A 15,526-nucleotide genomic window follows, 5' to 3' on the forward strand; every position below is an offset into this window, starting at 1 on the left:
CGAACTTTATGATTTGCGCTGGCAGATCGAACTGTTCTTCAAGGAGTTGAAAAGCACATTGGGCTTCGCCCAATGCCGCCTGCGCCGGTTCGAGGCGACGGAGGGATGGCTGGAGCTGGTCCTGGTGACGTTCCTGTGGCTGGAGTGGCATCGGGCGAGGCAACTGGCCAAGTCCGGCCTGACGACGAAGCAGAAAGAGCGCTGGCGACACCAGCGAACCCACGGCCTCTGCCTGGCGGTCCGCCGCCACAGCGAACAGGCCGACTTGGAATACCTGGCCCGCGCCATGCAAACACCCGGCGGAATCCGGCGTTTGCGACGAAAACTCCGGCAGGCCATCCCGGCCGAGTTTCGCACCGCCGGATAAAAAGCGCAACTTCAAAAGATGAAATCCGGGCGTTCGGGGATGTCGAGAGCCGGGTTGATCCGTTTTCCTATGAGCGCTGGGTATACTCGGCGGCCGTCTCGCCGGACGGCGCGATCCTGGCCACCGGAACACACGCCGGCGGATGGCCGGTCGGAATGGTCACTCTGTGGAACATCGAGAAAGGGACCGCGATTCGGTCTTTCCTCGCCACCCGATCCGGCATCACCTCGCTGGCCTTTTCGGCCGACGGCGCCACTCTCATGATCGGCACGGGACAGCAACAAGCCATGCAGGCGGAGACGGCCAGCGGTCGGGTGCTTCAGCAAGTCGCGTTCGGAGAGGGGGCCGTCCACTCGATTGGCTTGGTGACGGGGGGAAAGTTCGGCGTCGGCCTCGTGGGCGAAACGGTGCGCTATTGGGACATCGCCGCCGGAAAGGTTGGATCGCCGGCCAAGGAATTGCCGGAAGAGGCGACGGCGCTGGCCTGCTCGGCGGACGGAAAAATCATGGCGGTTGCGGACAAAACCGGCGGGGTCCGGCTCTGGGATTTGAGCGGGTGGAAGGAACTCCGGAAACTGGACGGCCACAAGAAGGCCGTCCGGGGATTGAGTTTCTCGGCCGATGCGAAGCATCTGGCCTCGATGGATGAGGACGGCGTGGCGAAGGTGTGGGAAACCGCCACGGGGAAGGAAACCGGATGGGCGAACGCACCGCCCGTCAAGGGGCCGCGAGTCGTCGGGGTGTCCGTCGGGGGCCGGTTTGTGGCTTGCGCGGTTCCTTGGGAGGGGCGGGCTCGGGTGTGGGAAGCCGCCACGGGAAAGATGGCCTGGCCAGCCATCGGTCATTCCGGCGGCATGATGGCGGTGGCGGTTTCGCCCGATGGCTTGGTGTCGAGCGCCGGACAAGACGGTTCGCTTCGCCGCTGGGAAGGCGCCGGTTCCCCGTTGGTGGTCCCGTTCAATGTCTTCGCCCGTCATGCGGTGGCGTTCTCCCAAGACGGCCAGACGGCGGCTTGGGGCGGGACTGACGGCCGGGTTCACGTCGTTGACTGGCGCACAGGCAAGGAGACACTGGCATTCCAAGCCCACAAAGACGGCGTCGCGGGAATGACCTTCTCCCCGGACGGGCGACGACTGGCCACGTCCTCCGGCGAGAAGACCATCCGGTTTTGGGAGACGGCCACCGGAAAAGAAACCGGCAAGATCGACGAAGCCGGCCCGGCCACCCACCTGCGGTTCACCGGAGACGGTTCCGAATTGGTCTGGCGACAGCCGAACGGCGGGGCGTTCGTGGCCTCCGTGAAAGAAGGCGCCAAGCCGGCCGACCTTCCCATGCCGGCGGGAATCACCGCCTTGGAATCGGCCGCCATCTCCCCGGACGGCCGATGGATCGCGGGCGGCTCTCGCACCGACGGCGTGCTGGTCTGGGGGCACGACCGGACGAAGCCGCCCGTTAATTTGACGGGTCCGCGCGGCTATGTGATGTCGCTGGCTTTCTCCCCGGACGGCCGAATCCTCGCGGCCGGCGGTTGGGGAACGGTCCACCTGTTTGAAACGGCCACTTGGCAACTAATGACCCGGCTCGACGGCGGCAACGGCGACACACTGACGGTCGCCTTCTCGCCAACCGGAAGGAGCCTGGTGGCCGGCGGGTTGAATGGCTGGGTGGGCGTTTACGATCTCCCCGGAGTCGCGAGGGCTGGCAAGCCAAAGATTCGCGCAATGTCCAACGCGGAACGGGATGAGCTATGGCAGGCATTGTCGGGCAAGGACAGCGCCGCGGCTTTCCGCAGCCATTGGGCGCTCGCCGAATCGCCGGAGGCCGTCTTTCCCCTCGTGAAGGAAGCCTTGAAGCCGACCCCCTTGCTGGATGCCAAGAAGGTCGAACGACTGACCGCCAACTTAAACGGCGCCGAGTTCGCCACTCGGGAAGCGGCTGTCAAGGAACTCGCCGACATGGGGGACGGCGTCCTGCCCGCCCTTCGAAAACTGCTGGCGGCCCCGCCGAGCGCGGAAGCCGAGACGCGAGCGAAAACCGTCGTCCAGCGTTTGGCCGAGCGGGAGGCATCCCCCGAAGGCATGGCGTTGGGACGCCGACTGGCCCTGCTTGAACAACTGCGAACTCCGGCCGCCCGGACTTTGCTGGAAGAACTGGCCGCCGGGGAACCCGCCGCCGGGCCAACCCGATTTGCCAAGGCGGCCCTCGCCCGGCTTGGGGGCAAGCCATCCTCCGGGCCATGATGGAATCTTCTCGCACAGCGGGAGTAATTTCCTTGATCGGGGACCGGCTGACAGTTAGGGTCTCCATCACGGGAACTCTCCCCGCTTGTCCCGGAGGATCATCATGTTCATGCGATTGCCTGTCTTCGTTCTGTTCCCCGCATTATTTGGTCTGGTTGGAAATTCGGCCGCCGAGGAACCGGCCGCTCAGGTCATCAAGTATCTCGGTTACACCGAAGCCATTGAACTCAAACTCGGGAAAACCCGGGCGGTTCTGTGCCCGCAAGCCGGGGGACGGCCGCTGGAATTTTCAGTCGATGGCGTCAACGTGATGTATCTGGACGAAGCCGAAAAGAACTGGCAGCCGGGGAAACCGGGGGGAAGCTCTGCCGGGCGGTTCGATTACGGTCCGGAGTTGACGGTGACACCGCACCCGAAAACATGGGCTGGCGAATGGTCGGCCGAGATCACCAAAGAACATTCGGCGAAGCTCACTGGCCCCCGCGAAGAAGACGCCGGGATACAAGTAGTGCGGGAGTTCCGTCTGATCCCGCATGGCGAATTCACCGGCTTGTCTTGCAAACAAACTTTCCTCAACATCTCGAAAGAAACCAAGGAGGTATGCCACTGGGGCCGGTCGTTCTCGCCGGGGGGCGGCATCTGCGTGATCTCGCTGGGTGACCGGCCAAGCCGGTTTCCAAGCAAGTATGCGATGTACGAGGACAGTGCCATCATCAACGTGAAGCCGAAAGATGATCTCATCCGCGAGCGAGACGGGTTTCTGGAGATTCTGGCCCCGCCCCGGAAGCCGAAGTTGGGCTTCGACACGCAAGCCGGGTGGCTTGGCTACGTTCTGCCGAATGACACGGTGTTCGTGAAGCGGTTTCCGACCTTCCCCGACCGGGTGTACAACGAGGCCGCCGGTCTCACGCTCTCCGTGTGGTATCCGACCGGCCCGCGAATCGAACTCGAACCCATCGGCCCGCGCGAACGCCTGAAGCCCGGTGAATCGGCCTCGTTCACTGAAGATTGGTGGCTGTTGTCGCATCCGTTTCCCAAGAAAGGGCAACTGATCGATTTGAAGGCCCTCGCGGCTCAAGTCTCGAAGCAGACTGTCGAATCAAAATAAAACTGGGCGAGATGCCGAATATGGCGAGAGTTTGCCGGGTGGTTTTTCGCCCGGCCGTGCGGAAACAATCACCGCGCCGACGAGAATCCGCCCGAGTCAGCTTTCCCAATCCTCTCTTTCCATCCAATCGCTGAAAACTGTTCATTCAATCGAATCCGCGATCCGATAACGTCCTTCATGAATCGGCCCGGCGGGGATTGAACGATGGAATCGTCACGGCATTTTTCCAAGTGGGCGGCCGCGATCTTGGTCGGCGGCATTCCGTTTTCATTCGCCGGGGCGCAACCGGGACCGACCGCCAAAATAGAATTACCAGCCCCGGCAAAAACAACTCCGCCCGCCCCGCCGCCGGGAACCCTTCTCAAAGAAGGGGAATTGCCCATCGATCTCGCCACCGCCTTGCAACTGGCGGGGAGCGAAAACCCGGAACTCATGCTGGCCCGTGAACGGCTGACCGAGGCGGGCGCCATTCAACAACTGGCGGCCGCCCAAATCCTGCCGAACATCAACCTTGGCACGAATTACGACCTTCATCGCGGGGCGCTTCAACAATCCAACGGGAATATTCTGAAGGTCAACCGAGATGCCATGTATGTCGGCTTGGGAGCCAGCGCCATCGGCGGTGGCACCGTCAACATTCCGGGGATCAATTACAACCTGAACGTGGGAACCGCTTGGTACGGTTATCTCCAAACACAGCAAGTCGTGGCCCGCGTGGCCGCCGCGACCAAAACCGCCGAGAACAATGTCTTGCTGCGTGTCTGCCTGGCCTACACCGAACTGCTCCGCGCGGAAGCCCGCCGGGCTGTCGCCACGCAAAACCGGTCGGAAGCTGACGAACTCACCAAACTGACGGCAGCTTACGCCAAAACCGGCCAAGGCCGCAAAGCCGACGCCGACCGGGCGGCGGTCGAACTGCGGAAGCGGGATGCCGAACTGACGCAAGCGGAAGCCGACATCCTGACCGCCTCGGCCCGGTTAGCCCAATTGTTGAACCTCGGGCCAACCACGCGACTGAAACCGATTGATGGCTGGGTGGTCCCTGCGCCGATCGTGCCGGACCCGGTTCCGCTGGCCGAACTCATCGCCATCGCCCTGATGCAACGGCCGGAACTGGCCGAACGCCGGGCTGAAATTCAAGAGGCGTTGTATGCCCTCTCGTCGGCCAAAATTCTTCCGTTTTCTCCGAACGTGATCCTTGGATTTAGTTCGGGAACCTTCGGTGGCGGCAGCAATCTCGTTAGCTCGCCCACGGGAGTCGTCGCCGCCAACGGCAGCAGCCAGACCGGCCCTCGTTTTGGCAATTTCGACGGCCGGACTGATTTCGATGCCGTGATGTATTGGACGCTGCAAAACCTCGGTGTTGGCAATTTGGCCCTGATCCGAGCCGCCGACAGCCGGGCGAAACAAGCGAACTGGCGGGAACGGGAAACCTTCAACCGCGTGCGAACGGATGTGGCCGAGTCCCACGCGCGGGTGAATGCCCGGTTCCTCCAGATTGACATTGCCGCGAAGGCGTTTGAAGCCAGCCAGGAAGCTTATACCCAAGACCTCGCCCGCATCAAAGGGCGCGAGGGACTGCCCATTGAGGTGATTGACAGCCTGCGGTTGCTCTCACGTTCGCGGTATGAATATCTGGACGCGGTGATCGACTATAACCGCTACCAATTCCAGCTTTATGTGGCCCTTGGCCAACCCCCGGCCGCCGCCCTTGCCCGCCCGGTTCCCGCCGGCATCATCACGGAGAAAAAATGAATCCGTGGAAGAAACTTGCCCTGCCGGGGCTTGTCTGCTCGGCCCTGATGCCGGCCGGTTGTGGAACCGTCGCCCCGTGGCGGGAAGCCAAGGATGAGGAGGCGTCGAAAACCGCGATGCGGGCTATCGACGAGGGATTGCCCGCCATCGTCCAAGCCTCGGCAACGACTGACGTTTCCGAAAAACCGGACGCCTTGTTTGCCAGCGACACCATCCTTGATCTGGGCGGCGCGTTGGAACTTGCGGGAGTGGATAGTCCGACAATCAATCTCGCCCGCGAAGCGGTGCGGGAGGCCATCGCCCGCCAAGAAATGGCCGAGGCCATGTGGCTTCCGTCCTTGCTGGGAGGCGCCAACGTTCGCGTCCACCGGGGGAATTTGCAGCAAGGCACCGGCGGCATCACGAACGTGGACACTCAGGGACTCTTCTTCGGGTCCGGTGCATGGGCGGTTGGCAGCGGCACGGTGACCATCCCCGGTGTTCGCCTCTTCTATCCGTTGGCCGACACGATCTTGGAACCCCGCGCCGCCCGCGAACAAGTCATGTCCCGCGGGGCCGACTCTGTGGGTGTGCGCAACGCGACGATGCTGGAAGTGACAACCGCCTATCTGGAGTTGGTCGCGGCGAATGCCTCGCTAAACGCCCTGCGTCTGAGCGAGGCGGAATTTGCCGAATTGAGTCGGTTGACGGAAGACCAAGCGAAGGTTGGTCAGGGCCGGTCGGGGGACGCCAACCGGGCGAAGGCGAATTTGGAAATGCTTCGCCGACAGATCAAGGAAGCCGAGGGAGAGCAACTGGCCGCAACTGCCCGGCTGGCGGGATTGTTGAGCCTTGATCCTTCGGGGCGGCTGAGCGTCCCCACGACCACGCCCGCCGCCGTCCGGTTGTTTGCCGAAGAAACGGATCTTGATTCGTTGATGGGACAGTCATTGCTCGCTCGCCCGGAAATCGCCGCCCGCTCGGCGGACGTGGCCGAGGCAAACACCCGCTGGCGGCAAGAATCGTTGCGGCCGTGGCTGCCGACGATCTCCCTCGGTTTCAGCGCCGGCGGTTTCGGCGGAGGTAGCACTCGCACGACCTCGTCGTTCGGCAGTTTCGATTCCCGGACGGATTTGGATGTGTATGCCGTCTGGACTCTTCGCAACGCCGGGGCCGGCAACCGGGCCTTGCAACAGCAAACGATGGCCCGGATCGGCCAGACCACCGCAAACCTTGAGGGCGTCCGGCAACAAGTCAAACGAGAAGTTTCTGAGGCTTATGCTCAACTGACAGCTGCGGCTTCCCGCATGGCGACCGCCAAAACACAACTGGCGACGGCCGAGGACGGATACGCCGCCGAGAAGGCCCGGACCAAGCAACCCGAATGGCGGCCGTTGGAAGCCATCGACAGCGCCCGGCAATTGCAGGAATCACGGCTGGAGATGATCCGGGCGATCACCGACCACAACCTGGCCCAATTCCGCCTGCTGGTGGCCGTCGGCCGGCCTCCGGTTCCCTGATGACGCTTTTTCTTCCGCGTCATCCTCTTCCAACTTGTCCGAAACCAAGAGCGAATAGACACACGGAACCACAAACAGCGTCGTCACCAACCCGGCCATCAACCCGCCGAGAACGGCCCGACCGAGCGGCACGTTGGCTTCGCTTCCCTTCGCCAATCCGAGAGACATCGGAATCAATGCAAAGAAAGTGGCCAGTGCGGTCATCACCACCGGCCGCACCCGGATGGAGGCCGCCCGCCGGATCGCTTCTTTGGCGGTCAGCTTTTCTGTCTTCTGGAGATTGGTGGCAAAATCGGTCAGCAACACGGTGTTGGAAACGACAATCCCGATCATGAAAATCACCCCGAGAAGCGATTGGATGTTCAAGGCGGTACCGGTGAAATACAACACCAACACCACACCGATGATCCCGATGGGAACCGCCGACAACACAACCAGCGGCGTGATATACGATTTGAACAAGGCGACCAGCAAGAAGTAAATCAACAACACGGCGGCGGCCATTCCCATTGCCTGATAGCGGAACGTGGTTTGCATCTTCTGGTATTCGCCGCTCAGAGTGATTCTCGATCCCTCCATAAGTTTGGTGAGCTTGGCATCCGTGACGGTCGGATCAAACGGCGTCCATGATCCGTCCGCCCGTTCTTTGCCCGCCCTGGCGACCACCTTTCGCACATCCTCGGCAACATGCCCCAAATCCCGGCCATGCACCCCCATCGTCAAGTCGATGGTCGGTTGCAAATTCGTGTGGGCCACCTCGGAGGGAGCGGTTGTCCGGCGAAGGGTGGCGACCGTCCGCAAGGCGACGGGCTTCTTCTGTGTCGGGCTGGTGAGCGGAATGTCCAACAGCGTGTCGAGATCGGCGATGTCTTTTTCCGGGTAAGTCACGCCGACGTAATACTGGTTGTGGCTGACGGGATCGATCCAGAAGTTCTTTTTGTTGAACTGTACGCTGGAATTGAAGGCGGCCACCACGTTCCGCATCACCTCCATCTGATTCAGTCCAACGGCGGCCGCCTTGGCCCGGTCCACTTCAATCACATAAAGCGGGTAATCGAGCCGTTGGATGATCCGGGCGTCCACGACGCCGTTGATCTGCCGCACTTCGGCCAAAATGTTCTCGGCGACGGCCCTCGCCTTCCCCAGATTCTTGGCGATGATCTTCACATTCAACGGTGTGGATTTTCCTTCGTTCATGGCCGAGCGGATCATCCCCCCCGAATCGAAGGCAAACTCCATGTTCATCCGGGAGAAGGCGTCCACGCCGACGGGAAGTTCGCCGGCATTTGTTTTGCGTTCATAAACCTCGGCCAACAATCCCTCAAAATCCGGGTCGGACTCGAACCCCTGTCGAAGCATGGCAACATATTGCTGGGCCGACCGGCTCCGGCCGGGGGTAAGCTGTATCTTCACCACGGCATCCATCGGGCCGCTGTTCGGGGTAAACGCGGCCGACCAGTCAGCCGTCAGCCCGAGCTCGCAGATGACCAATTCCAGATCAGCGCCGAGCTTTTTCTTGATGTAAAGTTCCACCGCTTCGATGTAACCTTCCGTCACCTCGATTCGCGTGCCGGAGGGAAGGCGGACCGTCATCTCGAACGCCCCGGCATCGACCTCCGGGAAGAACTCCCGGCGAAGGTGCGGGCCGATCAGCACGATGACCAAAGCCAGCAAGCCGAAGGCCGAGGCAATGACGACAAACCGAAACTTCATGGCTGCTCCAAGCATTCGGACATATTGCCGGATGCCCGCGTCAATCAACGCCTCCCATTTCTCAAACGCCCGCCCCAAAAAGCCCTTTGGCGGCAAGTTTTCGTGAAGATTGCGATGCTGATAATCCAACCCATGAACTTCGATCTCCTTAGGGCCGTGCCCGCCAAGCCACGCGGCGGCGCGGGCCGGAACGAATGTTCGCGAGAGCATATAAGCGATAATCATCGAAAACGTCACGGCCAGAAACATCGGTTTGAAGAGAAACCCGCCGAGGCCGGGAATGAGTGTCAGCGGGGCCAGCACAAGCAGCGTGCAAAGGCTGGCGGCCAGTTCGGGCATGGCCACCTCGCTGGGGCCGACAAACGCCGCCTCCTTTGAGGTCGCTCCCAACCCGAGATGCCGGTGGACGTTCTCCAGGCAAATGATGGCGCTGTCCACCAGCGGCCCGATGGCAAGGGCGAGCCCGGCAAGTGTCATCACGTTAATGGACTGTCCGACCGCATAGAGACAGGCCACGGCCCCCAACACGGCAACCGGAATGGTCATCACGGCGATGACCGTCATCTTCCATTCGCCGAGGAAGATTAAAATCACCATTGAACACAGGATGGCCCCGAGAACACCCTCTTCCGCGAGGCTTTCAATGGCGCTTTTGACATACACCGATTGATCCATCACCAGTTTCAAATCAACGTCCGGCGTCGTCAGACGGTCCTTCATGTCCGGCAGGTTGTCCCGGAGGTTGCCGACGACGCCGAGAGTGCTTGATCCCTGCTGCCGATAGACGGGGATATACACCTGTCGGCGGCCGTCCACGCGGACAATATTGGTCTGGATGAGGCTGGAATCTTTCGGCGTGGCGACATCTTTCAGAAACACCACGCCGCTCAAATCAGCCCGGATCGGGATATCGCCCATCCGGGCGATTAGCTCATACATCGAATTGGAATCCAAGGCGTAATCGGTGCCGCCCACCTTGGCATCCCCGGCCGGGAGGAAGATGTTGTAACGGTCCAGGGCATCCATCACGTCGGTCGGGGAAAGCCCCCGTGCCTGCAATTTGTCCCGGTCCAGCATCGCCAGCACCGTTCGTAATTTGCCGCCGTAAACCACCGGGGCGTTGGCCCCCGGCGACGACATAATCATGCTGCGAACCTGATAACGGCCGGTGTCATAGAGCGTCGATTCTCCCTGCGTTTTGCTGTTAAGGGCGACGAGAGCCACCGGCGTTGAAGAGGTCGGATCATACGGCAGAATCACCGGCGGGAGCGTGCCGGGGGGGAGCGTCGGAATCGCCGCTGTGGAGAGAGAGTTTACTTGCGTGAGGGCCGAACTCGGGTCGATGTCGTCCGCGTAATAGTTGCGAACAATGCTCGCCCCGATGATCGACCGGGATTCCTGCCGTTGCGTGCCGGCCGCCTGACCGGTCCAGCGTTCCATCCGGGAGCTAATGTCGGCCTCCACGTTGGTCGCTGACATGCCGCCATAAAAGGTAAGCACTTGCACGGCCGGGCTTTTGTAAACCGGCAGAATGTCCGCTGGAATCGCCAGCAGGGCGGCAATCCCCATCAGGGCGATGGTTAACACCAATACGGTGATGGCTCGGGGATTGCCGAGTGAAAAGCGGATCAGCCCGTTCATGGGAAATGCCTTCTGGCGGGAATGTGGGGTGGTGGGAGAATCAATGCCCGCTGGCGGCCGGCGCCGTCGGGGTCACAATCACCGGAGAACCTTCTTTGACCGGTCCCGCTGTCCGCACGACCACCTGATCGTTAGTCGAGAGACCGGAGAGAATTTCGACTTCCAGCCCGTTGTCCGCTCCGGTCGTCACCGACACCAGTCTTAAAGTCCCGTCCCGGACGACGCGGACGGTTCCCTTCCCTCCCTCCGCCTTTCCGGTGAGCGCCGTGGAGGGGATCATCATTGATTTCGCCTGCCCCTTGTCGAGAACCACGGTCACTCGGCCGTACATGCCGCGTCGAAGTTTTCCACTGGTGTTCGGGATATCCACTTCCGTCCGCATCGTGCGGGTGCTGATGTCCTCGGATTCGGCGCAACGGGAGACGACGGCGTTTAGGGAAGACCCCGGAAGGGCATCCAATTCCATCGTCGCCTCGTCGCCGACATCAAGGAATGGAACATCCCGGTCGGGAACTTGAACGACCATAATCATATGATCGGTCCGCTCGATGCTGAGCAGGGGAACCCGGTCGCCGCCGACATCGGCCGAGCGGATGAAATCCCCCCGACGGAATGACCGCTTGGTGATGACTCCATCGAACGGCGCCGTGATTTCGGTATAGGCGAGCATGACGCGGGTTCTGGCCAGTTCCGCCTCCGCGACTTCGATCTGGGCCTTCGCATCCGCCAAATCCGCCTTCGCCTCGGCGATCTTTGCCTCGGCGGCCTCGGCATTCAACCGGGCATGGGAGACGCCAATTTTCGCCGTGTTCTCGGCCCCGAAGGCGGCTTCGTATTGGTCTTCGTTTTCATCCACCAGTCGGCTATCCACCGCTTTCATTTCGCTGAGTTGCTTCATACGGTCCAACTGCTTTTTGCGATAAGTCCGGTAGGCCGTCTTGCTTTGCACTTCCGATTGGGAAACCTCGATCATCGACTTGGCCGAACGGCTTTCGGCCTCGGCGGACACGACATGAGCTTCCATCTGTTGCACCTTGGCCTTCGCCCGGCTCAGGGTGGCGGCATCCCGCTGGACTTGCTTCTCGTATTCGGGGACGGCCAGCTTTGCCAACACCTGCCCCTTTTTCACCCGGCTGCCGATATCCACGGATTGTTCCGAGAGAAACCCCGACACTTTGGCGTATAGGTCGGCCGATTCGACCGGCTCCAGTGAACCGGGTTGAATACACACCCGCTTGATGCCTCCGGCGCGGGGATGGATCACCTCCACGGGAGTTTTCTCGCCGACCGGGGCTTCCGTTTGTTTTTCGGCGGGTTTGGCTTCATCAACGTGCAAGGCCCCGTGCAACGCCCTTTGATAAATCGCGGCGTACCAGATACCGCCGCCAACAGCGCACACGGCTAAAAGACCGGCAATTCGCTTTCGACGGCCGGAGCGGACGACCGGGATCTGTGTTGAATCGGCGGCGGATGTCACGGTGATGCCTCATTTTGACCGACAAAACAGGAACGCCTAAGCAGGCGTGTGGGCGAGAATATAAGTTTAAGCAAGTGGGATGCCAACAATTATATGACAGCGTTTTCGCGGTAAAAATAGACGTCTGCCATCTTGGCTGCCACGGAGAACGGTGAAAGTCACACCGTCGCGGCGAGAGATTCACCGTGTCATTCGCCGGCCGGCCGATTGGCGACGACCTTGTCGAGCGTGATCCCCAAATCCCGGAGTTTGGTGCGGAGGGTGGTGCGGTTGATGCCGAGCAGGTCACTCGCCTGGGCCTGATGCCCGTGGGTTCGCTTCAATGCCTGAATCAACAATTCGCGTTCGACATCGGCGATCACTTCGCTGTAAATATTCGTCGCCCCGGCGGTGAACAGTTGTTCAATGCGGGCGACCACATCCAGCGTGTTCGATGGCGGGGACACGGGCACCACCGCTTGGCCGCCGAACGTCGGCGGGAGATGTTCCGGCAACATTGTGTGCCCGACGGCGGCCAGAATTGCCTCCCGAATGACCCCCTGCAATTCCCGGACATTGCCCGGCCACGAATATTGTTGCAACCGGTTCAGAGCCTCTGGGGAATAACCCCGGATGTCCCGGTTCAACTCGCGGGCATATTGATACAGAAAGTGATGCGCCAGTTCCGGGATGTCCTCCCGGCGATCCCGCAACGGGGGAACCCGGATGGTCACCGCCTTGAGTCGGTAATACAGATCGGCCCGGAATTTTCCGTCGGCGATCAGTTCTTCCAGATTGCGATTGGTGGCCGCCAGAATCCGCACTCGCGTCGTGAGCAATTGATTCCCGCCGACCCGTTCAAACTGCTGTTCCTGAAGCAATCGCAGCATCTTGGCTTGCGTGGCGAGTGTCATGTCGCCCACTTCGTCCAATAGCAGTGTGCCACCGTCGCATTGCTCAAACTTGCCAATCCGCTGCCGGTCGGCTCCGGTGAAGGCTCCCTGTTCGTGGCCGAATAGCTCGCTTTCCACGAGGTTTTCCGGCATTGCCGCGCAATTAATGGCCAGAAACGGCCGGTTGGCCCGGCGGCTGTGTTGATACAACGCGCGTGCGATCAATTCTTTGCCGGTGCCGCTCTCACCCAAGATCAGCACGTTGACTTCCTGCCCAGCCAACCGGCCGATGGATTTGCACATCTCCTGCATGACCTGACTGCGGCCGATGATGCGGTCCCCGCCGGGATCGGTCGGCAAAATGGCGGGCACATCCATCAACCGGGCGGCCTCGAATGCCATCGGCAGCAATGAACTGAGCTTCGCCAAGTCAACTGGCTTGATGAGATAGTCAAAGGCCCCGTGCTTCATGGCTTCGATGGCCGTGTCGGCGGTGCCGTGGGCGGTCAGAAAGATCACCGGCCGCTTGGGATCGCGGGCACGGATTTCATCGAACAATTTCAACGAACAACCATCGGGAAGTTGCAGATCGAGGACCAGTACATCCGGGTGTTCGCGGAGATATTTTTCGCGGGCCTCGGCAAGCGTCCCCGCCGTGATGACCTCCGTGGTCTCGCTGGAGAACACTTTTTGCAGCGAATAACAGATCATCGGTTCGTCATCGACCACCAAGAGCCGGGGCATGATCTTCCTCCGATAGCGGGAGCGTCAGGGTGAAGAGGGCGCCCCCCTCGGGGTTGTTTTCCCCCGCGAGCGTGCCCCCGTGGTCCTCGGCGATCCGTCGGGCGACATACAATCCCAAGCCATTCCCGGCGGGTTTTCCGGTGGCAAAGGGGAGAAACAGACGGTCGGCCATTTCCGGGTCGATGCCCGGTCCGTCATCCTGGACGGTCAACCCCATCATACAATTCGGCAACGCCCGCAACCGAACCCGGACGCTCCCGCTAGGGGGAGTCGCCTCAATGGCGTTCAGCACGACATTGGTGAACAAGGACAACAACTGGTCCGGATCGACAAACACCCGGACGGGACCGGCAGGCAGTTCTTCTTCCAAACGAACATTACGTTCGCGGGCCTGCGCTCGCAAGGAATTGATCCCCTGCCGGGCCAACTCGGCCAGATCCGTCCGGCGGCGGGAGGACTTCGTCGGCCGCGCGAAATTGAGCAAGCCGGACACTGTGCGCTCCACTCGTTGAATTTGGGCCAAAATCATCCGCAATTCGTCGGCGGTTAATTGATGATGCCCGTTCGGCAGCAAGGCGGCTTCAATCAAAATCTTCGCCCCGGTCAGCGGGTTGCGGACCTCATGGGCCACCCCGGCCGCCAGTTGCCCGACGGCCGCCAATTGCTCGGCCCGCGAGATTTCCTGTCGCTGCTGCTGGACCTGTTCGACGATGGCCCGCACCCGGTCGGAGACGATTTCCATTTGCCGGTCGAGCTGGCGATAATCCCCGTCGGCCGTCACTTGAACGGAGCCGATTTCCTGATCGAGTTGTTCGCGGGCATCCTGAATCCGAAGTCGCAATTGCGTGAACGAACGGCTCAACCCCCACGCCACCCCCATGCCGCCGACAAGGCCGGCGAGCGGCCCCAAGATTCCGAGCAGCACCAGCATCCAGCGGGTTTGCCGAGTCAATTCGTCATTCTGATCAGCCGTGACAGACATGGATCGCCGGTTTAACCGGATCACCTCTTCGGCCGGGACCATCAGCGGACTCATCGGATGGCCATCGGACCACGCGAGGTACTCGGCCAACGGAGCATTGGCCCTCGGCCGCCGGTTCGGGTCGTCGATATCGGCGCGGTACCGGCGATATCCCTCTTCGATCACCGAAATCAACCGGCGCACCTCTGGTTCGTCGGCCGCATCCTTCGCCCTGGACAGGGCCGCATCGAACTGCGCATGGTCCTCGTTCAACACCGCCTGCCGGGCCGGACCAGGGTCCATAATGTACACGAAACTATGAATGCGCACCTGCCGCAGTCGGAGTTGTAACTCTTGGGCAGACTGCAAGCTCGCCACATCCCGCACCAGCAGCCGAACCCGGTCGGCCTGCAGCCGGTTCAGCGACCGGATGCCAAGCACGCACACCGCCCCGAGCGACAGACTGATGACCAGGGCCGGCAGAGTCACATGAATGAACAGGCGACGTTGAAAGATCATCGGAGGTCTTCCCAAAGACGATCCGCGAATCAGGCGGACAAGGTCACCAGATAGGCGGCCATGAGGATGCCCAATGCGGCGACCACGATTGAAACCACCATTCCCAACGACCACGTCGGCGGCTGATATTCCTCGCCTCGATCATGCCGCTTCAGGAAACGGCCATGCTCCAACCCGCCCAACACGTTGACAACCACCCCGAGGCCGATCAACCCGACACCGATGCCCAACGACCACCCGGCATGAGGCACATCATGCCGCTCTTGGGCCGCGAATTCTCGAAGAAACCAGCCAAACCGGGCGACGACAAACCCAAACCCCATCATGGACACGCCGGTCCGAATCCACGCCAGCAATGTCCGCTCGGCAGCAAAGCGCACGCGAGGATCGGGGGGCGTTTTGCTAGTCAAAGGCTGATTGTCGGTCTTGGCATCCATTTCGGGCTTTCTTGAAAATCAATCAGGAGACGGTGCAACCATGATAGGCCACTGGAGGATGTGCGAGTCTGGGAGGCGATCTGATCGATGCTCGCACGCGGTCGAGTTTCAGGAAGTTCACGTTGAAAACGCGAGAAATGTTCGGCTTGTCGGCATGATGCTCGGATGATCTCAAGAGCCGCCGCCGACGTAG

At 61.2% G+C, this 15,526-nt stretch carries 10 protein-coding genes; 5 read left to right on the top strand and 5 right to left on the bottom strand.

Features of this window, described 5'->3' with window-relative positions; genetic code table 11:
- The 5 genes from BGIM_RS51665 to BGIM_RS0121350 all read left to right on the top strand — a co-directional run.
- Positions 1-367: transposase (locus BGIM_RS51665; RefSeq protein ID WP_040889895.1), on the top strand; the 367-nt coding region annotated here is incomplete at its 5' end.
- 155 nt (positions 368-522) lie between these two features.
- The gene (locus BGIM_RS0121335; protein WP_020471766.1) at positions 523-2,607 is read left to right on the top strand and encodes a WD40 repeat domain-containing protein; all 2,085 of its coding nucleotides are present in this window, start codon (positions 523-525) and stop codon (positions 2,605-2,607) included.
- A gap of 103 nt (positions 2,608-2,710) precedes the next feature.
- A complete protein-coding gene (locus tag BGIM_RS0121340) occupies positions 2,711-3,715 on the top strand; it encodes a hypothetical protein (RefSeq protein WP_020471767.1) in 1,005 nt (334 codons plus the stop codon).
- Positions 3,716-3,919: 204 nt separating this feature from the next.
- Positions 3,920-5,470: a TolC family protein gene (locus BGIM_RS0121345; protein WP_020471768.1), complete on the top strand. Its 1,551-nt coding sequence runs from the start codon at positions 3,920-3,922 to the stop codon at positions 5,468-5,470.
- The gene (locus BGIM_RS0121350; protein ID WP_020471769.1) at positions 5,467-6,969 is read left to right on the top strand and encodes a TolC family protein; all 1,503 of its coding nucleotides are present in this window, start codon (positions 5,467-5,469) and stop codon (positions 6,967-6,969) included. The genes BGIM_RS0121345 and BGIM_RS0121350 overlap by 4 nt, the downstream gene beginning before the upstream one ends.
- On the opposite strand, the gene BGIM_RS0121355 is transcribed toward BGIM_RS0121350, so the two are convergent.
- The 5 genes from BGIM_RS0121355 to BGIM_RS0121375 form a co-directional block, all read right to left on the bottom strand.
- Positions 6,880-10,323: an efflux RND transporter permease subunit gene (locus BGIM_RS0121355; RefSeq protein WP_020471770.1), complete on the bottom strand. Its 3,444-nt coding sequence runs from the start codon at positions 10,321-10,323 to the stop codon at positions 6,880-6,882. The two genes, BGIM_RS0121350 and BGIM_RS0121355, sit on opposite strands and share 90 nt — an antisense overlap.
- Before the next feature lie 40 nt (positions 10,324-10,363).
- On the bottom strand, positions 10,364-11,800 hold the full coding sequence (locus BGIM_RS0121360) for an efflux RND transporter periplasmic adaptor subunit (RefSeq protein WP_020471771.1): 1,437 nt from the start codon (positions 11,798-11,800) through the stop codon (positions 10,364-10,366).
- Positions 11,801-11,988: 188 nt separating this feature from the next.
- Positions 11,989-13,416: a sigma-54-dependent transcriptional regulator gene (locus BGIM_RS0121365; RefSeq protein ID WP_020471772.1), complete on the bottom strand. Its 1,428-nt coding sequence runs from the start codon at positions 13,414-13,416 to the stop codon at positions 11,989-11,991.
- Positions 13,391-14,896 (bottom strand): sensor histidine kinase, encoded by a 1,506-nt coding sequence (locus BGIM_RS57970; RefSeq protein WP_020471773.1) that lies wholly within the window; start codon positions 14,894-14,896, stop codon positions 13,391-13,393. The genes BGIM_RS0121365 and BGIM_RS57970 overlap by 26 nt, the downstream gene beginning before the upstream one ends.
- Before the next feature lie 29 nt (positions 14,897-14,925).
- Positions 14,926-15,333, bottom strand: a complete 408-nt coding sequence (locus BGIM_RS0121375) for a YidH family protein (RefSeq protein ID WP_020471774.1) — start codon at positions 15,331-15,333, stop codon at positions 14,926-14,928.
- Positions 15,334-15,526: the final 193 nt, after the last annotated feature.

Source organism: Zavarzinella formosa DSM 19928, from assembly GCF_000255705.1.
GTDB lineage: Bacteria > Planctomycetota > Planctomycetia > Gemmatales > Gemmataceae > Zavarzinella > Zavarzinella formosa.